Annotated in this window: 20 protein-coding genes and 1 riboswitch; of the genes, 14 read left to right on the top strand and 6 right to left on the bottom strand. The window is 71.4% G+C overall.

Annotation, left to right across the window (positions count from 1 at the left end):
• Nucleotides 1-37: 37 nt before the first annotated feature.
• From AP234_RS06280 to AP234_RS06240, 9 genes are all read left to right on the top strand, one after another.
• Nucleotides 38-643 carry a histidine kinase dimerization/phosphoacceptor domain-containing protein gene (locus tag AP234_RS06280; RefSeq protein WP_083501823.1) on the top strand — a complete coding sequence of 202 codons (606 nt, stop codon included), beginning with the start codon at nt 38-40 and terminating at the stop codon, nt 641-643.
• A gap of 10 nt (nt 644-653) precedes the next feature.
• A complete protein-coding gene (locus AP234_RS06275; RefSeq protein WP_055478574.1) occupies nt 654-1,229 on the top strand; it encodes a CDP-alcohol phosphatidyltransferase family protein in 576 nt (191 codons plus the stop codon).
• Between the two features lie 16 nt (nt 1,230-1,245).
• Complete coding sequence (locus AP234_RS06270; protein ID WP_055478573.1) at nt 1,246-3,750, top strand: sugar phosphate nucleotidyltransferase; 2,505 nt, start codon at nt 1,246-1,248, stop codon at nt 3,748-3,750.
• A 165-nt stretch (nt 3,751-3,915) separates the two neighbouring features.
• Nucleotides 3,916-4,419 (top strand): FHA domain-containing protein, encoded by a 504-nt coding sequence (locus tag AP234_RS06265; RefSeq protein ID WP_055478572.1) that lies wholly within the window; start codon nt 3,916-3,918, stop codon nt 4,417-4,419.
• A gap of 19 nt (nt 4,420-4,438) precedes the next feature.
• Nucleotides 4,439-5,104, top strand: a complete 666-nt coding sequence (ftsR, locus tag AP234_RS06260) for a transcriptional regulator FtsR (RefSeq protein ID WP_055478571.1) — start codon at nt 4,439-4,441, stop codon at nt 5,102-5,104.
• A 76-nt stretch (nt 5,105-5,180) separates the two neighbouring features.
• Nucleotides 5,181-5,651 (top strand): bifunctional nuclease family protein, encoded by a 471-nt coding sequence (locus AP234_RS06255; protein ID WP_152990269.1) that lies wholly within the window; start codon nt 5,181-5,183, stop codon nt 5,649-5,651.
• Between the two features lie 155 nt (nt 5,652-5,806).
• A complete protein-coding gene (locus AP234_RS06250; protein WP_055478570.1) occupies nt 5,807-6,424 on the top strand; it encodes a MerR family transcriptional regulator in 618 nt (205 codons plus the stop codon).
• Nucleotides 6,425-6,480: 56 nt separating this feature from the next.
• Nucleotides 6,481-6,570, top strand: a riboswitch (glycine riboswitch).
• 170 nt (nt 6,571-6,740) lie between these two features.
• Nucleotides 6,741-9,584, top strand: a complete 2,844-nt coding sequence (gene gcvP / locus AP234_RS06245; protein ID WP_055478569.1) for an aminomethyl-transferring glycine dehydrogenase — start codon at nt 6,741-6,743, stop codon at nt 9,582-9,584.
• Between the two features lie 100 nt (nt 9,585-9,684).
• Complete coding sequence (locus AP234_RS06240) at nt 9,685-10,248, top strand: hypothetical protein (protein ID WP_055478568.1); 564 nt, start codon at nt 9,685-9,687, stop codon at nt 10,246-10,248.
• A gap of 64 nt (nt 10,249-10,312) precedes the next feature.
• Here the strand turns inward: AP234_RS06240 and AP234_RS34665 are convergent, their stop codons facing one another.
• Entirely contained in the window at nt 10,313-10,714 is a 402-nt protein-coding gene (locus AP234_RS34665) for a hypothetical protein (RefSeq protein WP_055478567.1), read from the bottom strand.
• A gap of 269 nt (nt 10,715-10,983) precedes the next feature.
• On the opposite strand from AP234_RS34665, the gene AP234_RS06230 reads away from it, so the two are divergent.
• On the top strand, nt 10,984-11,655 hold the full coding sequence (locus tag AP234_RS06230) for an alpha/beta family hydrolase (protein WP_235557988.1): 672 nt from the start codon (nt 10,984-10,986) through the stop codon (nt 11,653-11,655).
• Here the strand turns inward: AP234_RS06230 and AP234_RS06225 are convergent.
• Both AP234_RS06225 and AP234_RS06220 read right to left on the bottom strand, forming a co-directional pair.
• The gene (locus tag AP234_RS06225) at nt 11,590-11,790 is read right to left on the bottom strand and encodes a DUF5999 family protein (RefSeq protein ID WP_055478566.1); all 201 of its coding nucleotides are present in this window, start codon (nt 11,788-11,790) and stop codon (nt 11,590-11,592) included. The genes AP234_RS06230 and AP234_RS06225 overlap by 66 nt on opposite strands.
• A gap of 422 nt (nt 11,791-12,212) precedes the next feature.
• Nucleotides 12,213-12,791 carry a TetR/AcrR family transcriptional regulator C-terminal domain-containing protein gene (locus tag AP234_RS06220; protein WP_055478565.1) on the bottom strand — a complete coding sequence of 193 codons (579 nt, stop codon included), beginning with the start codon at nt 12,789-12,791 and terminating at the stop codon, nt 12,213-12,215.
• Nucleotides 12,792-12,923: 132 nt separating this feature from the next.
• Here AP234_RS06220 and AP234_RS06215 point away from each other — a divergent pair, with 132 nt between their 5' ends.
• A complete protein-coding gene (locus tag AP234_RS06215; protein ID WP_055478847.1) occupies nt 12,924-13,319 on the top strand; it encodes a hypothetical protein in 396 nt (131 codons plus the stop codon).
• 123 nt (nt 13,320-13,442) lie between these two features.
• Here the strand turns inward: AP234_RS06215 and AP234_RS06210 are convergent, their stop codons facing one another.
• The 3 genes from AP234_RS06210 to AP234_RS06200 form a co-directional block, all read right to left on the bottom strand.
• Nucleotides 13,443-14,915 carry an RNA polymerase sigma factor gene (locus tag AP234_RS06210; RefSeq protein ID WP_055478564.1) on the bottom strand — a complete coding sequence of 491 codons (1,473 nt, stop codon included), beginning with the start codon at nt 14,913-14,915 and terminating at the stop codon, nt 13,443-13,445.
• 418 nt (nt 14,916-15,333) lie between these two features.
• On the bottom strand, nt 15,334-15,684 hold the full coding sequence (locus tag AP234_RS06205; RefSeq protein ID WP_055478563.1) for a hypothetical protein: 351 nt from the start codon (nt 15,682-15,684) through the stop codon (nt 15,334-15,336).
• Nucleotides 15,685-15,741: 57 nt separating this feature from the next.
• Nucleotides 15,742-16,866: an AMP-binding protein gene (locus AP234_RS06200; protein ID WP_055478846.1), complete on the bottom strand. Its 1,125-nt coding sequence runs from the start codon at nt 16,864-16,866 to the stop codon at nt 15,742-15,744.
• Between the two features lie 131 nt (nt 16,867-16,997).
• Here AP234_RS06200 and menB point away from each other — a divergent pair, with 131 nt between their 5' ends.
• The 3 genes from menB (at nt 16,998) to AP234_RS06185 (ending at nt 20,238) form a co-directional block, all read left to right on the top strand.
• The gene (gene menB / locus AP234_RS06195) at nt 16,998-17,828 is read left to right on the top strand and encodes a 1,4-dihydroxy-2-naphthoyl-CoA synthase (RefSeq protein ID WP_055478562.1); all 831 of its coding nucleotides are present in this window, start codon (nt 16,998-17,000) and stop codon (nt 17,826-17,828) included.
• Nucleotides 17,825-19,474 carry a 2-succinyl-5-enolpyruvyl-6-hydroxy-3-cyclohexene-1-carboxylic-acid synthase gene (gene menD, locus AP234_RS06190; protein WP_055478561.1) on the top strand — a complete coding sequence of 550 codons (1,650 nt, stop codon included), beginning with the start codon at nt 17,825-17,827 and terminating at the stop codon, nt 19,472-19,474. The genes menB and menD overlap by 4 nt, the downstream gene beginning before the upstream one ends.
• 125 nt (nt 19,475-19,599) lie before the next feature.
• The gene (locus AP234_RS06185) at nt 19,600-20,238 is read left to right on the top strand and encodes a DedA family protein (RefSeq protein ID WP_055478560.1); all 639 of its coding nucleotides are present in this window, start codon (nt 19,600-19,602) and stop codon (nt 20,236-20,238) included.
• Nucleotides 20,239-20,251 lie beyond the last annotated feature (13 nt).

The following is a 20,251-nucleotide window of genomic DNA, read 5'->3' as shown; positions in this document are numbered from 1 at the left end:
GACCGCCCGGGGCGGGTGCGGCCGGTACGGTTCCCCCATGCGGTGGCGAGATCCGGTGTTCGACGCGCTCTTCGCGGTCTGCGGTGGCCTGCTCGACGTGCCGGTCACCCATGTCGTCGATGGCGGGATCGAGGCCGCCTTCGTCCGGGTGCTCGCCCTGATGGCGATGGTGATCACGCCCGTGGCCTTCGGGTGTTACGTCGTCTTCCGGCGGGCCGGGGCGCGCCGGGCACGTGAGCTCGCCGCGGAGCGGCTGCGCGCCGACCGGCTCGCCGAGCGGGAGCGGATCGTCCTGGAGGTCCACCACATCGTGGCCCAGCACGTCGGCGCCATGGTGCTGCGGGCGAACGCCGCGCGGTACGTCGGGGCGGACGGGCCGGCCGCCGAGGCGCTGGCCGACATCGGCAGCACCGGCAGCCGGGTGCTGGAGGATCTGCGCGGCCTGCTCGCGTCGCTGCGGGATCCCGGAGAGCACACCCCGGCCGGCCCTCCGGAAGACGCGGATCTCGAGGGTCTCGCGTGCCGCCGCCCCGGCTGTCCCCGATACGAGCCGCACCGGTCCGGGGCCCCCGGATCCCCGCTGCGGGGGCCCGGCCGGGCCCCCGCACGGACACCCGGCGGCGCGCGGCGGAGCGCCGGGTAGGGTCTGGGGCGTGACCGCTGCCGAGGACCGGATCTGGACGCTGCCCAACCTGCTGAGCGCGCTCAGGCTGCTCGGCGTTCCCGTCTTCCTCTGGCTCGTGCTGGGCCCGAAGGCGGACGGCTGGGCGATCGGGCTGCTCATCCTCGCCGGGTTCAGCGACTGGCTCGACGGCAAGATCGCACGGGCCTGGAACCAGACGAGCAGGCTCGGCCGCCTGATCGACCCGCTCGCCGACCGGCTCTACATCCTCGCCACCCTCCTCGGGCTGGTCCTGCGCGACGTCGTCCCCTGGTGGCTGGCGCTGATCGTGCCGCTGCGCGACGTCCTGCTGCTGTGGGTCCCGCCCCTGCTGCGCCGCCACGGGTACGGCCCGGCCCTGCCGGTGCACTTCCTCGGCAAGGCGGGCACGGCCGCCCTCATGTACGCGTTCCCGCTGCTGTTCCTCGCCTCCCACGAGGGCTGGTACGCCGATATCTGCGCGATCTCCGGATGGGCCTTCGCCATCTGGGGAACTGGTCTGTATTGGTGGGCGGGGGTGTTGTACGTCGTCCAGGTGCGCCGGCTGATCAGTCCGCGCGCCGGCTGACAGAAGGGGGTGAGGCGTGAAGGCCGTCGTGATGGCGGGAGGGGAGGGCACTCGGCTGCGGCCGATGACCGCCAACCAGCCCAAGCCGATGCTCCCCATCATCAACCGGCCGATCATGGAGCACGTGCTGCGCCTGCTGAAACGGCACGGCTTCACCGAGACCGTCGTCACCGTGCAGTTCCTGGCCGCGCTCATCCGCAACTACTTCGGCGACGGCGACGAGCTGGGGATGACCCTGCACTACGCCACCGAGGAGGTGCCGCTCGGCACGGCGGGGAGCGTGAAGAACGCCGCCGACAGGCTGCGTGACGACCGGTTCCTGGTGATCTCCGGCGACGCGCTCACCGACATCGACCTGACCGACATGCTCCGCTTCCACCGGGAGAACCGCGCGCTGGTCACGATCGGGCTCAAACGGGTGCCCAACCCGCTCGAGTTCGGGATCATCATCGTGGACGAGGACGGGCGGATCCAGCGGTTCCTGGAGAAGCCCACCTGGGGGCAGGTGTTCTCCGACACCGTGAACACCGGCATCTACATCATGGAGCCGTCGGTGCTCGACGAGATCGCCCCCGGGCAGCCCGTCGACTGGTCGGCGGAGGTCTTCCCCAAGCTCCTCGACCGGGGCAGCCGGCTGTTCGGCTACGTGGCCGAGGGCTACTGGGAGGACGTGGGCACCCACGAGAGCTATCTCAAGGCCCATGCCGACGTCCTGGAGGGCAAGGTAAAGATCGACTTCGAGGCGTTCGAGCTGGCGCCCGGGGTGTGGGCGGCCGAGGGGGCCTCGGTCGACCCCGAGGCGGTGCTCAAGGGGCCGCTCTACATCGGCGACTACGCGAAGGTCGAGGCCGGCGCCGAGCTGCGGGAGTACACCGTGCTCGGCAGCAACGCGGTCGTCAAGGAGGGCGCGTTCCTGCATCGCGCGGTCGTCAGCGACAACGTCTACGTCGGCCCCGCCGCGCACCTGCGCGGCTGCGTGATCGGGAAGAACACCGACGTGATGACCGGGGCCCGCATCGAGGAGAACGCCGTCGTCGGCGACGAGTGCGTGATCGAGTCGGAGGCGTACGTGTCCTCCGGCGTGAAGATCTACCCGTTCAAGACGATCGAGGCGGGCACGGTCGTCAACACCAGCGTCATCTGGGAGTCGCGCGGCCAGCGCAGCCTGTTCGGCCCGCGCGGCGTCTCCGGCCTGGTCAACGTCGAGATCACACCTGAGCTGTGCGTGCGGCTGGCCAGCGCCTACGCCACCACGCTGCGCAAGGGGGACAGCGTCGTCACCTCCCGCGACGTCTCCCGCGCGGCGCGGGCGCTCAAGCGCGCGGTGATCAGCGCGCTCAACTCCAGCGCGATCAACGTGATCGACCTGGAGGCCGCCGCCCTGCCGGTCGCGCGGTTCCACACCTCGCGTGAGCACGTCAAGGGCGGGATAGCCCTGCGGACGACCCCCGGCGACCCGCAGAGCGTCGACATCGTGTTCATGGACGAGGAGGGGGCCGACCTGTCCCAGGCGGCCCAGCGGAAGCTGGAGCGGGTCTTCTCGCGGCAGGAGTACCGCAGGGCGTTCCCCGGCGAGATCGCCGAGCTGACCTTCCCGGCCAGGGCCGTCGACGCCTACACCCGCGAGCTGCTGCGCTGCGTCGACATGAGCGGCGTCAAGGACGCCGAGATGAAGGTCGTGGTCGACTGCGCCGGCGGCACCGCATCGCTGGTGCTGCCCAGCCTGCTCGGCCCGGCGGGCGTCGACGTGCTGACCGTCAACAACCGGCTCGACGACGCCTCACCGACCGAGACCCTCGCCGAGCGCCGCCGCGACCTGCAGCGCCTGGCCGAGCTGGTCGCCTCGTCGCGGGCGGCCTTCGGCGTGCGGTTCGACCCGGTGGGCGAGCGGATCTCCCTGGTCGACGAGCTGGGCCGGCTGATCAGCGAGGAGCGTGCGCTGCTCGTGGTCCTCGACCTGGTGGCCGCCGAGCGCGGGGGCGGCCGGGTGGCCCTGCCCGTCACCACGACCCGGGTGGCCGAGATGGTCTGCCGGTTCCACGGCGTGCAGGTCGACTGGACGGCCACGAGCCTGGACACGCTGACCAGGGCGGCGGGCCACCCCGGCACCGTGTTCGCCGCCGACGGCCGCGGCGGTTTCATCGTCCCAGAGTTCGCCCCCACGCTTGACGGTCCCGCGGTCTTCCTGCGCCTGCTCGGTCTGGTGGCGCGGACCCGGCTGTCGCTCAGCCAGATCGACGCCCGCATCCCGGAGGCCAGATTGCTCAAGCGTACGGTCCCCACGCCCTGGGCGCACAAGGGGACCGTGATGCGCTCGGTGGTCGAGGCCGCCGAGGACCGGAGCCTGGACACCACGGACGGCGTGCGGATCGTGGAGGACGACGGGAGCTGGACCCTCGTGCTGCCCGACCCGACGGAGGCCGTCACCCACCTGTGGGCCGAGGGGCACGACATGGACACCGCCCAGGCCCTGCTGGAGCGTTGGGCCGGTGTCGTGGAGCGGGCGGCGGGAGCCCAATGAGGGCGGGCGGGTACGGTCCATGTGTGGCGGGATGGACCTTGAACGTATGCTGGCTGTAGCGTTGGTCAGTCCACGCCCAGCCATGCTTCTTGACCTTGATCCTTGATCAGCGTAAGTTGCGGCATTCGCAGTCCGAGCAAGTCGTGAGAGAGGCCGAGCCGATCGATGCCCAGCGTCTACTGCACGCAGTGCGGTCATGCCAACCCCGAGGATGCCCGTTTCTGTTCACGATGCGGTTCGCCGCTGAGCGTACCGGTGCCCGCCGCGGCCGACACCACCTCGACGATCTCGCTTGAGGCGCTTGAGGCCGAGGCGGGGCAGACCCTGCTGCCGGACCGGTCGGCGGTGGAACGCCTGCCGCCGGGGACGGCGCTGCTGGTCGTCATGCGCGGGCCCAACGCGGGGAGTCGTTTTCTGCTCGACAGCGACCTCACTACGGCGGGTCGCCACCCGGAAAGCGACATTTTCCTGGACGATGTAACTGTGTCCAGGAGACACGTGGAGTTCTACCGGCGCGGCGGTCACTTCACCGTGCGTGATGTCGGCAGCCTCAACGGCACCTACGTCAACCGGGAGCGCATCGAGGAGTCCCCGCTGACGGGTGGCGACGAGGTGCAGATCGGCAAGTTCCGGCTGGTGTTCCTCACGCGTGGCCCTGGAGGGTTGTGATCGTTGAGGAGGGGGGATCATGGGCGCGCAGGCCGTACGGGCGTTCATGAGCATCGGGGAGGTGCTCGCCCTGCTGCAGGGGGAGTTCCCCGACATCACCATCTCCAAGATCCGTTTCCTGGAGGGTGAGGGGCTCATCGAGCCGCAGCGGAGCCCATCGGGCTACCGCAAGTTCACGCACCACGACGTCGAGCGCCTGCGCTACATCCTCACCGCGCAGCGCGACCACTACCTGCCGCTCCGGGTGATCAAGGATCATCTGGACGAGCAGGCCGCCCGTCCGCGCCCCGTGCCGGACGCGGCGGCCGGGGCGCCGCCCGTACGGCTGAGCCGGGAGGGGCTGATCGAGGCGGCGGGAATCGACGAGGAGACGCTCGCCGAGATGGAGAGCTTCGGCCTGGTCGCCCCCGTGGCCCGTCACTACGACGGGGAGGCGCTCGAGGTCGCCCGCAGCGTGGGCGCGCTGGCGAAGTTCGGCCTGCATCCCAGGCATCTGCGGGCCGTCAGGGCCGCCGTGGAGCGGGAGGCGGGCCTGATCGAGCAGGCGGTGGCCCCGCTGATGCGCCGCCGGGCGCCCGGCGCGATCGCGCAGGCGGACGAGACCGCCAGGGAGATCTCCGGACTTATTCAAGAATTGCACAACGCGTTACTTCGTGGCAGTGTTCGCGGCATTCAGGGGCGGTGACCGGCATACCCGGTCGGTCCCGGGTGTTACGTTGAATGCCTGGTGATATGCCGCGACGCTTGAGACGGAGCCGCCCGTGTTGCAGATGGAGGTCGTGGGGGTTCGCGTTGAGATGCCCACCAACCAGCCGATCGTCCTGTTGAAAGAGACGAGCGGTGATCGGTATCTACCGATTTGGATAGGCATGACTGAGGCGACCGCCATTGCGTTGGCCCAGGCGGAGGAGCCGCCGCCGAGGCCGCTGACCCACGACTTGTTCCGTGACGTGCTCGAGGCCCTGGGGGTGCGGTTGCGCACCGTCAACATCGTCGCGCTCCGTGACGGGATCTTCTTCGCCGATCTGGTGTTCTCGAACGGTGTGGAGGTGAGCGCCCGGCCGTCGGATTCGATCGCGCTGGCGCTGCGCACGGGGGCGACGATCTACGCGAGCGAGGACGTGGTCCAGGAGGCGGGTGTGAGCATGCCCGACGACCAGGAGGACGAGGTCGAGAAGTTCCGCCAGTTCCTGGACAAAATCACTCCCGAAGACTTCGGTCGGGCGGGCTGACGTGCTGGTCGATATCGGGAGATTACGCTTCACGACGCGCCGGACAGGGTCGTTGACTGACGATGCGCCCAGTCCTACGGTGCAAGGGAAACCACGGTTGTAATTCACGAACCCCCAGATCAGACCGTGGGATGAGAGAAAGCCGGAGGTCCGCAGTGGCGGTCAGCAGCGGCGAGGGTAAGTCGGCCGGCCAGCATGACCCGGTCCGGCAGTCGGCGCGGGAGCGCGCCGGCGAGCAGGGTCTGCTGTTCGACGAGCGGCCGACCGCGCTGCCCGAGGACATCGGATACCGCGGCCCCACGGCATGCGCCGCGGCCGGGATCACCTACCGGCAGCTCGACTACTGGGCGCGCACCGAGCTCGTCCTCCCGACGATAAGGGCCGCCCAGGGATCGGGGTCGCAGCGACTTTACAGCTTCCGCGACATCCTCGTGTTGAAAGTCGTCAAACGCCTCCTGGACACCGGCGTCTCCCTCCAGCAGATCCGCACCGCCGTACGGCACCTGCGGGATCGCGGGGTCAACGACCTGGCCCAGATCACGTTGATGAGCGACGGGGTCAGCGTCTACGAGTGCACGTCGGCCGACGAGGTCATAGACCTGCTGCAGGGCGGGCAGGGCGTGTTCGGCATCGCGCTCGGCCGGGTCTGGCGCGAGGTGGAGGGATCGCTCGCCGAGCTGCCGGGCGAACGGGCGGAAGCCGCCTCCGACGCGGAGGGAGACCATCCGGCCGACGAACTGGCCCGCCGCCGGAAGGCACGCAAGATCGGCTGACGGGCCGGCGGATGGGCCGGCCGGTTTCCGGGTACCGGTAGAGTGAACGCGGCCGACGACCACGTGCGGGAGAGTCCCCTGACCGCAGGGGCGCCGAAGGAGCAACCTCCCCGGAATCTCTCAGGCATCCGTACCGCACGGACGAGGCGACTCTGAAAAGCGGGCGCACCAGCCAGGTGGCGCCTCACCGAAGGGGAAAACCGGGGCCCGGCGCGGCGATGAACACGCGCGCGAGGCGGCCCGGTGAAGCTCTCAGGTCCGATGACAGAGGGGGAGACCGCAAACGCCTGGTCTCGACCCGCCGGGAGGCCCTGTCATGACTGATAGGTCACAACTTCGCGATCTTTCCGCTCCCCCCTTCGCCACCCGCCACATCGGCCCTTCGGACGCCGACCGGGCGCACATGCTGCGCGCCGTCGGCCACGAGTCGGTCGCCGCGCTGGTGGCGGCGGCCGTACCGGAGGCGATCCGCGCACGGAAGCCGCTCGATCTGCCCGAGGCGGCGAGCGAGACCGAGGCGCTGGCCGAGCTGCGCGCCCTCGCCGGCCGCAACCGGTCGCTCACCTCGATGATCGGCCTGGGCTACCACGACACGATCACTCCCGCTGTCATCCTGCGCAACGTGCTGGAGAACCCCGGCTGGTACACGGCGTACACGCCGTACCAGCCGGAGATCTCCCAGGGGCGCCTGGAGGCGCTGCTGAACTTCCAGACGATGGTGACGGACCTGACCGGGCTCGACGTCGCCGGGGCCTCCCTGCTGGACGAGGCGACGGCGGCGGCCGAGGCCATGACGCTGGCCCGGCGGGCCGGCCGGTCGAAGTCGGACGTGTTCGTGGTGGACGCCGATGCGCTGCCGCAGACCAAGGCCGTGCTGGCGACCCGGGCCGAGCCTCTGGGGATCACGCTCGTCGAGTCCGACCTCGCCGGCGACCTGCCCGAGTGCTTCGGCGTCCTGGTGCAGTATCCGGGCGCGAGCGGCCGGGTGGCCGGCTTCGCCGGCCTGGCCGAGCGGGCGCACGCCGCGGGCGCGCTCGTCGTGGCCGCCGCCGACCTGCTGGCGCTGACGCTGCTGACCGCCCCGGGCGAGCAGGGCGCCGACATCGCGGTCGGCTCCACCCAGCGGTTCGGGGTGCCGCTCGGCTTCGGCGGCCCGCACGCCGCCTACATGGCGGTCCGGGAAGGGCTGCAGCGGCAGATGCCGGGCCGCCTGGTCGGGGTCTCCGTCGACGCGGACGGCCGGCCCGCCTACCGGCTCGCCCTGCAGACCCGGGAGCAGCACATCCGCCGCGAGAAGGCCACCAGCAACATCTGCACGGCACAGGTCCTGCTGGCCGTCATGGCCTCGATGTACGCCGTGTACCACGGCCCCGAGGGGCTCCGGCGGATCGCGCAGCGGGTCCACCGTCACGCGGCCGTCCTCGCCGCCGGTCTGCGTGAGCGCGGGGTGACGGTCGTCCACGAGGAGTTCTTCGACACCGTGCTCGCCCGGGTGCCTGGCCGCGCCACCGAGGTCGTCGCCGCGGCCGAGGCAGCGGGAATCAACCTGCGCCACGTGGACGCCGACCACGTCGCGGTCGCCTGCGACGAGAAGACCGCAGCGGGTCACCTGCCGGCCGTCTGGGACGCGTTCGCCTCCGGCCCGGGGGAGCGCGAGGGGCACGACGCGCTGGACGATCTGGACCGGGTGACGCCCGACGCGCTGCCCGCCGGTCTGCTGCGCACCTCCGCCTACCTCACCCACCCGGTGTTCCACGCCCACCGCTCCGAGACCGCGATGCTGCGCTATCTGCGCCGGCTCCAGGACAAGGACATCGCCCTGGACCGGTCGATGATCCCGCTGGGGTCCTGCACGATGAAGCTCAACGCGGCCACCGAGATGGAGCCCATCACCTGGCCGGAGTTCGCCGGCATCCATCCCTTCGCGCCGATCGGGCAGGCGGCGGGATACGTCGAGCTGATCGAGACCCTGGAGGGGTGGCTCGCCGAGGTCACCGGGTACGACAAGGTGTCCGTGCAGCCCAATGCGGGCTCGCAGGGGGAGTTCGCCGGGCTGCTGGCCATCCGGGGCTACCACCGCTCCCGTGGCGAGACCGGACGCGACGTCTGCCTCATCCCCTCGTCCGCCCACGGGACCAACGCCGCCAGCGCCGTCATGGCCGGGATGCGGGTGGTCGTGGTGGCCTGCGACGCCGAAGGCAACGTCGACCTCGGCGACCTCGCCACGAAGATCGAAAAGCATCGTGACGCGCTGGCCGCGATCATGGTGACGTACCCCTCGACACACGGGGTGTACGAGGAGACGATCGTCGAGATCTGCGAGCGGGTCCACGCGGCCGGCGGCCAGGTCTACGTGGACGGGGCGAACCTCAACGCGCTGGTCGGCCTGGCCCGGCTCGGTGAGTTCGGCGCCGACGTCTCCCACCTGAACCTGCACAAGACGTTCTGCATCCCGCACGGCGGGGGCGGGCCCGGTGTCGGCCCGGTCGCGGTCAAGGCCCACCTCGCCCCCCACCTGCCCCGGCACGTGTCGGCCGCGCCGTACGGCTCGGCGGGCATCCTGCCCATCTCCTGGGCCTACCTCAGGATGATGGGCGGCGAGGGGCTGCGTCAGGCCACCGAGCAGGCGATCCTGTCGGCCAACTACCTCGCCCGGCGGCTCGCGCCGCACTACCCGGTGCTCTACACCGGCCGCGGCGGGCTGGTGGCGCACGAGTGCATCATCGATCTGCGGCCGATCACCAAGGAGACCGGCGTCACGGTCGACGACGTGGCCAAGCGGCTGGTCGACTACGGCTTCCACGCGCCCACCATGTCGTTCCCCGTCGCCGGCACGCTGATGATCGAGCCGACCGAGAGCGAGAACCTGGCCGAGCTCGACCGCTTCGCCGACGCGATGATCGCCATTCGGGAGGAGATCGCCCGCGTGGCGTCGGGAGAGTACGACAAGGTGGACAATCCGCTCAGGAATGCCCCGCACACCGCGGACTGCCTGACCGCGGACGAGTGGCCGCACCCGTACCCGCGTAGCGTGGCCGCCTATCCGATGCCGGGGTCGCGGGAGAACAAGTACTGGCCGCCCGTCCGGCGGATCGACCAGGCGTACGGCGACCGCAACCTCGTCTGCTCCTGCCCGCCCCTGGACGCCTACGAGGGCTGAGTTCCGTACGGTTTTGCGCATGTCGGTCCCGCCCGGCGGCCGGGACGCTAGGATCCTGGTGATCGTTTCCTGTCATCCAGATCCGATGCGAGGCCCCTCGATGACGGCCATCGACCCCGGGCGGCTCGACGATGCCCACCGGCTCGCCCAGGCTCACCAGTTGGCACGGTCCGGCGACCTGGACGGCGCGGCGGCGATCTTCGCCGAGCTGGCCGAGGACCCGGAGTCGCCGGACCGGGCGGAGGCGGGCGCCGGCCTGTCGGCCGTCGCCGAGCGCATGGCGGAGCTGCTGCTGGAGGAGGGCGAGCCGGAGCAGGCGGCGGACGTGCTGGTCCGGGCGCTGTCGGTGGAGGCGGTGGCGGACGCCGCCCGCCTGCGGGTCCTGCTCGGCATCGCCCACCTGGAGCTGGCGTGCGCCGAGTTCGCCGACGCGGTCGAGGAGGGCCGCCGGGAGGGCGCCGACGCCGGCACCGGAGCCCTCGCCATCGAACTGCTGGCCCGGACCCTGCCGCTGCGCGGCCGTGACGGCGACGCCGCCATGGTCTGGCGCTACGGGCTGGACCACCCGGACCCGGCGCTGGCCGAGCAGGTGCGGCTCCGCCTGGGCCGGGACGTCCGTCCGGCCATGTCATCGAGCCAGGAAACCGCGGAGAGCACCCGCTGAGACCTCGCGCGCCCACCCGTGATTCGCGGCTCGTGCGCGTGCACCCGACCCGTCAGCCGATCGGTCAGCGCTGCCTGCGCCGGCCGAGCGCGTAGGCCACGTTCACGGCGATGATCCCGAACCAGACGAGCATCAGACCGGGGCCTCCGGCGGTGGCCCCGGCGGCCCCGGTCAACGGGATCCCCAGGGCGAGGGAGCCGAGGGCCACCCCGACTCCGCTGTCCTTCTTCTCCTGCTGCGGCACGCCCTGCCGCTGGTGCGCCAGCTGGGCCGCGACCTCGCCCCGCACCCGCGCGGCGATCTCCACGTCGAGCTTGTCGAGGAACGAGTCGACCAGGGCGTCCTCGTACTCCGCCCCCAGATCCCGCCGGGCGGCCAGGACGGCGCGCAGGTCCTCACGGGTCGACGGCGCGACCGGCTGCGGTGGTGGCTGGCCCGGTGCGGGCGGGAAGTGCGTCGGCTGCATCTGTGCCGGTTGTACCTGTGTCTGTTGTACCTGTGTCTGTTGTAACTGGGGCGGGTAGGGCGGCGGCGGGGGATAGGGCTGCTGAGGCTGCGGCCAGGCGGGCGGGGGCTGGGCCACGGCGGGGTGGCCAGCGGTCGGGTGGCCCGGCGCGGGCGGCTGCGATGCTGATTCCGGCACGCTGCCATTCTGCCTCTTCCGCGGCTCGGGTGGTCTCCTCCAAGGGGAGGGGCGGCCGCTCCTGCTGAAGGCGGAGGCGATACCGTCGTCCCATGGAGATCGCGACCCCGTACGGCCCGGCGCTGGCCGAGGTGGACGAGGCGCCCGATCCCAGGCTGCTGCTGGTGCTGACCCACGGGTCCTCGGGCGGGATCGACGCCCCCGACCTGCTGGCCGTACGGGACGCCGCACTGAAGATCGGCGGCACCGTGGCCCGGGTCGTCCAGCCGTTCCGGCTGCGCGGCGCGCGGGCCCCCGGCTCGGCGGCGAAACAGGACGAGGCGTGGCTGGCCATCGTGGCCGAGCTGCGTGAGCGCCACCCCGGCCTGCCCCTCGTCCAGGGCGGCCGGAGCAACGGGGCCAGGGTGGCCTGCCGTACGGCACGGGCCGCCGGCGCGACAGGAGTGATCGCGCTGGCGTTCCCGCTGCACCCCCCGGGCAAGCCGGACCGCTCACGCGCGGGGGAGCTCAGGCAGGCGGCGACCCCCGTACTGGTGATCAACGGAGATCGCGACCCGTTCGGCGTCCCGGACGAGGCCGACGCGGCGCGCCTCGTGGTCCTCCCGGGCGAGGGGCACGAGTTGAAGAAAGACCCCGCCCTGGTGGGCGAGGAGGTCGCGCGCTGGCTGCCGGAACTGCTGGAAACGGCCGCGAGGGGCTCAGGCGGCGTTGACGGTCATGTCGGTGGGGCGGTGCGGGGCGATGACGCCGCCGTCGGGAAGTAGTTCGCCGGTGTCCTCGAACAGCACGACGCCGTTGCAGAGCAGGCTCCAGCCCTGCTCCGGGTGCGACGCCACCGTACGCGCGGCTTCGCGGTCCTTCGCTTCGGCACTGGGACAGGCCGGTTCATGAGGGCACATCGCCGGGGCTCCGTGTCTTTCTCGTTCGCTCGCGGGTCGTCATCGGACGGCCGGGTCAGTGATGACCCCAGTGGGCGTTGCCACCGATGTCTTCCTTCCCTACTTCGGGAGATTGAGCGTATGGGGTTGACGTTGTGACACACCGCACACTGGACGACACCAGTCTGCGGGGCGGCCGCATCAGAGCGACATAGTCCGTTCGGGCGGTTTCCGCCGCTCGGAGGGGGGCTCGCACCGCCACCCGATCAGGTCGTGAACCGGCCGGACGTCGACGAACCCCGTCTGGTCGGATCGCCCCCGAACAGGCTGTGGCACACCTGATGTGACCCAGTACACAAGAGTGCCTCACGGACGATAACGGTCCAACCTCGACACGCCGACCGTCTGGTAACTGATTCGTTATCCGCTTCTTAACCGCTTCGTCATCCGCCGAGACCGGCGATGAGGGCGTCGAGCCCCTGCTCGAACTCCCGCTTGCCCTCGGCCGTACGCGCGTTCACGACGTCGGCGTCGGGGTCGGCCCAGCCGGACTGCTGGACCTCGACGGCGACGCTGCCGAGGACGTAGGCGCGCAGGGCCCGCACAGCGGCCGGGGCCGCGTCGCCCAGCCCGGCCTCCCGCAACTGCTCGGTCTGCTCCCCGATGGAGATCAGCGCCGCGCCCTTGGGCGGCTTGACCAGGGCCAGCGACAGCACCCCGGGATGTTCCAGCAGCGCCGTACGGCTCGCGCGGGCCCAGGCCCGGGCCAGATCCTGCCAGGAGGGCGCGGCGCCCGATCCACCGGGGTCGACCCGTACGGCGGTGACGTGCTCGGCGAGCGCGTCCATCAGCGCCTCCTTGCCGCGGGGGAGGTGATGGTAGACGGCCATCGCCTCCACCTGGAGGGCGTCGCCGAGCCGGCGCATGGTCAGCCGGCGCAGGCCCTGCCCGTCGGCGATGTGCAGGGCGGCGTCGATGATGCGTTCCCGGGACAGCGGGACGGGTGGGCGTTTGGCCGGCATGGGGACCACCCTGCCACACGTCACCTTACTTTGTAAACGAGGGTGGACGGGCGGACGCGATGTGCGGGGCTCGCCGGGCAGCGCGTACGCTACCCGGAGGCGATGCGTTCGCCGGATCTGGAGGAGCTGACGATGGCGTTTTTCCGTCCGCGGGTGAGCCGGGAGGCGGAAGTCCGCTACCACGCGGACCTGGAGATCGGAAAGGGCTACCCGGCCCTGCTGGAGAAGGCCCGCGCGGCCGAGCGGCACCTGCACGCGGTGCAGGCCGCCGGGGGGTCGGTGGCCGAGCGGCGTGCGGCCGGCCTCGCCCTCGATCGCGCGCTCACCGAGGCGCTGCGCGCCGCCGAGGCCGGGCAGCGGGCCACGCTCGGGATCAAGGCGTACGACGACCGCATCGTGCGGCGCAAGGCCAGGGCCACCCCCGACGGGGCGCTGTGGACGGCCGAGGTCAGCCGCCTGCGCACGCTGCGGGAGGAGAACAAGCTGGGCCTCCCGAGGGTTCCCCGGACCTACGCGGCGGCCCGCTGAGACCACGGCTGCGCTGCGGCCCGCTGAGAGCACGGCCACGCGGCGGTCCGCTGAGAGGGCGGCCGCCGACACGCGTACGGCCCGCGCCGGGATGGCGCGGGCCGTACGCGTGAGGTGGTCGGGTCAGCTGGCCCAGTCGAGGAGCGGGCGGGTGTTGCTCGGGTGGCGGAGCTTGGACAGCGACTCCTTCTCGAGCTGGCGGATCCGCTCCCGGGTGAGGCCCAGGTGCTTGCCGATCTCGTCGAGCGTGTGCGGCTTGCCGTCGGTCAGCCCGAAGCGCAGGCTCATGATCTTCGCCTCGCGCGGCGACAGGTTGCCCAGGACGCCCTTGAGCTGTTCCGCCAGCAGCTGCCGGTCCACGACCTCGGAGGCCTCGGGGGAGTCCACGTCCTCGATCAGGTCGCCGATGCGGGTCTCGCCGTCCTCGCCGATCGTGGAGTCGAGGCTGATCGGCTGCCTGCTCGTACGGAGCAGCTCCTCGATCTGGTCCGGGGTCTTGTCCAGCTCGACCGCCAGCTCCTCGGGCGTGGGTTCCCGGCCGAGCCGCTGGTGCATGTCGCGCTCGACCCGCGACAGCTTCGACAGCATCTCCAGCACGTGGACGGGCAGCCGGATCGTGCGGGCCGAGTCGGCGAAGCCGCGCTGGATGGCCTGCCTGATCCACCACATGGCGTACGTGGAGAACTTGTAGCCCTTGGTGTAGTCGAACTTCTCGACCGCCCGGATCAGGCCGAGGTTGCCCTCCTGGACGACGTCGAGCAGCGACATGCCGCGGTCGGTGTACTTCTTGGCGACCGACACCACCAGGCGGAGGTTCGCCTCCAGCATGTGGTCCTTGGCGCGCCTGCCGTCCTCGATGATCCACTCGAGGTCGTCGCGCACGCCCGGCGGCGGCTTCTCGCCGTTCTCCAGGGCCGCTTCCAGCTTGTACTCGGCGTACAGCCCGGCCTCGATGCGCTTGGCCAGTTCGACCTCCTGGGCCGCGGTCAGCAGCGTCCGGCGGCCGATCGACTTCAGGTAGGTGTGGACGGAGTCGCCCATCACCGAGGAGGTGTCGTCGAGGTCGACGACCTCGGTCTCCTCGACGTCGGCGGCGGCCTCGGCCGCCCGCTCCGGATCGAGGTCGGCGTCCTCCGTCGTGCCCGGGGCGGCGGCAGCGGCCGTACCGGCGGTCTTGCGCGTCCTGCGCGTCCTGGTGGTCCTCGCGGCCTTGACGCTCTTGACGGTGTCGTCCGCGGCGGCGCCGTCGTCGGTCCGCTCGGCGGGGGCGGTGGTCCTGGGGCTCTCGTCGGCCGGCTGGGGGCGCTCCGCGACCTCGGCGGTCCTGCGGGTCTTCGGGGCGGCCGCCTTCTTCGCGGGGGTCATCCGTGCGGACGTCGTCTTCGGTCCGTCGTCGGCCGCGAGGTCGACGCCGGCCTCGGTCAGCTCACGCAGGATCGTACGGCCCTCGGCGGGGCTGACGCCGGCCTGCGTGAAGGCCTCGCGCAGCTCCGGCAGGGAGAGACGACCCTTGGCCCGCCCTCGCTCCAGCAGTTGGTCGAGAGTCGTCGGGGTCACCTCGTGCCCGAGCGAGGTCGCCACGGAGGTCCGGGGCATGTAGACACCTCCTCCTTGACGGAGTCCGTCATTGTGGGTGCTTGCGATTGGGCGCGGCGGTCTCTCGGCGGCTCGGCGCACCAGTAGCAATAACGCCGTCGCGCCCAGTTTGTTCCCTCACCCCGGACCACCCCCCTCCCGCGGTGATCTTGCGAATGCTCGCAGCCGTACGCGCTCAGCAGGCACGACATCCTCCGTGATCTTGCAGTTCCTCGCACATGTCATGGCTGACCAGCGGAAACGGTATTCGTGATCTTGCATTTACGGAGAAGTGCAAGATCGGCAAATGCCTTCTCGCAGGTCGGAGCGGATGGCTGCGAGTTTCTGCGAGATCACGGACGGGAGGGGCGCAGGTCGGCGGGCATCTCTGCGAGAAACTACAAGATCACGCCCAAGGGGTGGGGTGGAGTGGGGGGAGTCAGTCGATGTCGGAGGGGACGATGATGCTGACCTGCGGTTCTGGCATGGGGTCGGCGTCCCGCATGCGCTGGGTGGTCCAGTAGTCGGAGACCTGGCCGGGGTCGATGTCGAACTCCTTCGACACGACGTCGGGGTCGTCCTGGGTGGCCGGGTGCTCGGTCGCTGGACTCGCGGTCTCCTCGTCGGAGGCCGACGGGGTGGCCCGTCCCGGGCCCTGGTGCAGGACGGTCATCTGGGTCGCGGCCTCCCGCAGGCGGTTGGCCGAGGCCGCCGCGGTGACGGCGACCCCGCCGATGAGGACGGCGCCGACGACGCCTGTGGAGACCAGCATCTTCTGGGCCGGTTTCATCCGCGTCCCCCCTTCGGCACTCGTGAACCACTCCCTGACCGGATAGACGCGCGGTGGTCAGCTTTGGTTCCGCAGGGCGACCATATCCGGTTTTCCGTTCGGCAACAGCGGAATCCGGGACACAAGCCGCACAGTGCGCGGCGCGGCGTAGGCCGGCAGCCGCTCCTTGGCGAAGTCCCGCAGTTCCGCGAGGGTCACCTCCTCGTCCCGGCAGACCACCACCGCCTCGACGATCTCACCCCACTCCGGGTCGGGACGGCCGACCACCACGACGTCCCTCACCCGGGGGTGGCCGGCCAGGACCTCGGCGACGGCGCCCGCGACCACCTTCCGGCCCCCGGTGTTGATCACGTCGTCGGCCCGGCCCAGCACCCGCAACCGGCCGCCCTCGATCGTGCCCAGATCGGAGGCGACGAACCAGCCGTCCTCGAACGGCCGCTCCTCGCGCAGCCGATATCCGGAGAAGAGCACCGGCCCGCGGATCCGCACCCGGCCGTCGTCCCCGATTTTGAGATCTACATTGTCAAGGGGGACGCCGTCGTACACGCATCCGCCGCTGGTCTCGCTCATGCCGTACGTCGTGACGACGCGCGCCCCGGCCGTACGGACCGCGTCGAGCAGACCGGGGGGAGCGGCCGCGCCGCCCAGCAGGATCGTGCGGAAGGCCGCGACGTCGGCCCCGGCGTCGATCATGCGGCGCAGCTGGGTCGGGACCAGCGACACGTGATCGGCTCCCGAGGCGGCGACGTCGCCGGGGGAGAAGCGCGGGTGGATGACCGGCTCGGTCTCGCACAGCAGTGACCGTACGAGCACCTGCATGCCCGAGATGTGCGACGGCGGCAGGCAGCACAGCCACCGGTCGCCCCGCCGGGCGCCCAGCCGGGTCAGCGAGGCCCGGGCCGAGGCGGTCAGCGCCTCGGCCGGCAGCTCGACCCCCTTGGGCGCACCGGTGGACCCGGAGGTCGCGATGATCACGGCGGCGGAGGTCGGCCGCCCGTCCGGCTCACGTCGTACGCCGTCGGAGGTCACGACGTGGGTGGGACGCAGCGAGGCCAGCGCCGCCGCAAGCGCGGGCCTGGGCAGGTCGGGCGAGAGCGGCAGCACGGCCGGCCCGTCGCCCGACAGCGCGAGCCGTACGGCCTCGAACAGTTCCGGACCCGGCGGGATGAGCAGGGCGTGCACCGGCCGGGCCGCGGCCGTGCCGTCGAAGGGTTGCGCCGGGTGGTGTCCGAGACGGGTGAGCACGGTCGTAAGGTTAGTCCGGGCACTCCCGGGAGTGCCCGGCCGGTAGCTGACGTGACTGAGGAGCGAGTGTGGCGAGCGGGGTCGATTGGAAGCGGTCGGGCGAGTACGAGGACATCGTCTACGAGACCGCGGAGGGCATCGCAAAGATCACGATCAATCGGCCCGAGCGACACAACGCGTTCCGCCCCACGACCCTGTTCGAGCTGCGCGAGGCGTTCAATCTCGCGCAGGAGGACACCGAGGTCGGTGTGATCATCCTCACCGGGGCCGGTGACAGGGCGTTCTGCTCGGGCGGCGATCAGAAGATCCGCGGTGACGACGGCTATGTGGACGACAAGACCCACGGCATCGGCCGGCTGAACGTGCTCGACCTGCAGGTGCAGATCCGCCGCTGCCCCAAGCCGGTCATCGCGATGGTCGCGGGCTACGCCATCGGCGGTGGTCACGTCCTGCACGTGTGCTGCGATCTGACGATCGCGGCGGACAACGCCAGGTTCGGCCAGACCGGGCCCAAGGTGGGTTCGTTCGACGGCGGGTACGGCTCCTGGCTGCTGGCCGAGACGGTCGGGCTCAAGCGGGCCAGGGAGATCTGGTACCTGTGCCGCCAGTACGACGCGCAGACCGCCCTGCAGTGGGGCCTGGTCAACGCCGTCGTCCCGCTGGAGCGGCTGGAGGAGGAGACCGTCCAGTGGGCCCGCGAACTGCTGGAGAAGTCGCCGCTCGCGCTGCGCATGCTCAAGGGCGCGCTCAACGCGGTCACCGACGGCGCGGCCGGCATGCAGCAGTTCGCCGGTGACGCCACGCTCATCTACTACATGAGCGAGGAGGCCCAGGAGGGCCGCGACGCGTTCAAGGAGAAGCGCAAGCCCGACTTCGCGAAGTTCCCCCGCCGGCCGTGAATCCCGCGACCGCGCTGGCGACCGTCCTGGTCGACGAGCTGGTGCGTTGCGGGATGACCGACCTGGTGCTCTCCCCCGGCTCCCGTTCCGCACCGCTCGCGCTCGCGGCACACGCCCAGCCGCGGCTGCGCCTGCACGTGCGCATCGACGAGCGGTCCGCCGCCTATCTCGCGCTCGGCCTCGCCAGACGCTCCGAACGGCCGGTCGCCCTCGTGTGCACCTCCGGCACGGCGGCGGCCAACTTCCATCCGGCGGTGATCGAGGCGTCGGAGTCGGGCGTGCCGCTGCTCCTGCTGACCGCCGACCGGCCGCCGGAGCTGCGTGCCACCGGAGCCAACCAGACGATCGACCAGATCAAGATGTACGGCTCGGCCGTACGCTGGTTCGCCGAGATCGGCACGCCGGAGGAGCGGCCCGGCCAGGTGGCGTACTGGCGGTCCCTCGTCTGCCGGGCCTACCAGCGGGCCGCCGGGCCGTACGACCCCGGGCCCGTCCACCTGAACGCGGCCTTCCGCGAGCCGCTCGTCCCCGACGGAGACGTGAGCTGGTGCGAGCCGCTGGCCGCCGAGGGCGACCGCCCGTGGGTGCGGACGAGGGTCGTGCCGCCGGCGCCCGCGCTGCACATCCCGCCGACCCGCCGCGGCGTGCTCGTGGTGGGCGACGGCGCGGCCAACGTCAGGCGGTACGTCGCCGCCGCGGGCATGGCCGGCTGGCCGGTGCTGTCGGAGCCCAACGGCGGCGGCAGGTACGGCGACCACGCCGTCTCGGCCTACCACTTCCTCCTCGGCGACGAGGAGTTCGCGGCGGCCCACCGGCCGGACGTCGTGGTCACCCTCGGCCGCCCGGGGCTGTCGCGGTCGCTGCTGTCGTGGCTGGGCGGGGCCGGGGAGCACATCGTCGTGGCGGGGGACCTGACCCGCTGGCCCGACCCCACCCGCTCGGCCACCCAGGTCGCCCAGGCCGTGGAGATCCCGATCGTCTCGGGCGACGACTCCTGGCTGAGCTCCTGGCGGCACGCCGACTATCTGGCCCGCCAGGCGATCGACCGGGTGCTCGACTCCTCCGGGCTGAGCGAGCCCCGGCTGGCCAGGGACCTGGCGGAGGCGCTGCCCAACGGGGCGTTGCTGCTGTGCGGGTCGTCGATGCCGATCAGGGACCTCGACCAGACCATGCGCCCGCGCCGCGGCCTGCGGCTGATGGCGTCCAGGGGCGCCTCGGGGATCGACGGACTGGTCTCCACGGCCGTCGGCGCCGCGCTCGCCCACAACGGGCCCGCCTTCGCGCTGATCGGCGATCTTACGCTGCTGCACGACCAGAACGGGCTGATCCTCGGTCCGCGCGAACCCCGGCCGGACCTGTGCCTGGTCGTGGTCAACAACGACGGCGGCGGGATCTTCTCGATGCTGCCGCAGGCGGCGCTGGCCGAGTCGTTCGAGCGGGTCTTCGGCACGCCGCACGGCGTGGACCTGGGCCACCTCGCCGCCGCGGCCGACGTTCCGTATACGCTGCTAGAGGACATCGATGAGCTGCCCAGGGCCATCAAGGGAGACGGTCTGCGCATGGTCGAGGTCCGCACCGACCGTCACCACAACGCCGAGGTGCACGCCGCGATGCGCGAGGCCGCACACGCGGCGATGCGGAAGTGACCTTCAGGGGAGCGATCTCGAGGCGGGGTCGTCCCGTGGTCTGATCCGGCATGGTCCCCGAGAGGGATGCCGGGTGACCGGGGCGACGGCACAATGGTCGTGTCCTTGCCCCGCAGAGGAGTGACATGCACGTCGAGGAGTGGCTGCAGACGATCCCGGCCATCTGGGTCTATGTGCTCGTGGGCGGTGTCGTCGGCCTCGAAAGCCTGGGGATCCCCCTTCCCGGGGAGATCGTCCTGGTGAGCTCGGCGCTGCTGTCGGCCAAGGGCGTGGTCAGCCCGCTCATCGTCGGCGTCTGCGCGAGCACCGGGGCCATCGTGGGGGACTCGCTCGGCTATCTCATCGGGCGCAAGGGCGGCAGACCGCTGTTCGACCGGCTCGGTCGGCGCTTTCCCAAGCACTTCGGGCCGGCCCACATCGCCAAGGCCGAGCACCTCTTCCAGCGCTGGGGCGTGTGGGCGGTGTTCTTCGGCCGGTTCGTGGCCCTGCTGCGCATCCTCGCCGGCCCGCTCGCCGGGGCGCTGCACATGCCGTACTGGCGGTTCCTGGTCGCGAACGTCCTCGGCGGCATCGTGTGGGCGGGCGGCACCACGGCGGCCGTCTACTACCTGGGCATCGTGGCCGACCGGTGGCTGAAGGGCTTCTCCTGGGTGGGCCTCGTGGTGGCCGTCCTGTGCGGCGTGGCCGGCACGGTCTGGCTGAAGCGCAAGGCGGCCGCGGCCATGCGGGAGGAGGAGACCCCGGAGCCGGTGAGCGCCCGCTGAGCCCGTCCCACCG

The organism is Sphaerimonospora mesophila (genome assembly GCF_001417795.1).
In the GTDB taxonomy this organism is placed as follows: Bacteria; Actinomycetota; Actinomycetes; order Streptosporangiales; family Streptosporangiaceae; genus Sphaerimonospora; species Sphaerimonospora mesophila.
The sequence above is the reverse complement of the archived record's forward strand: the minus strand, read 5'-3'. Positions and strand labels throughout refer to the sequence as shown.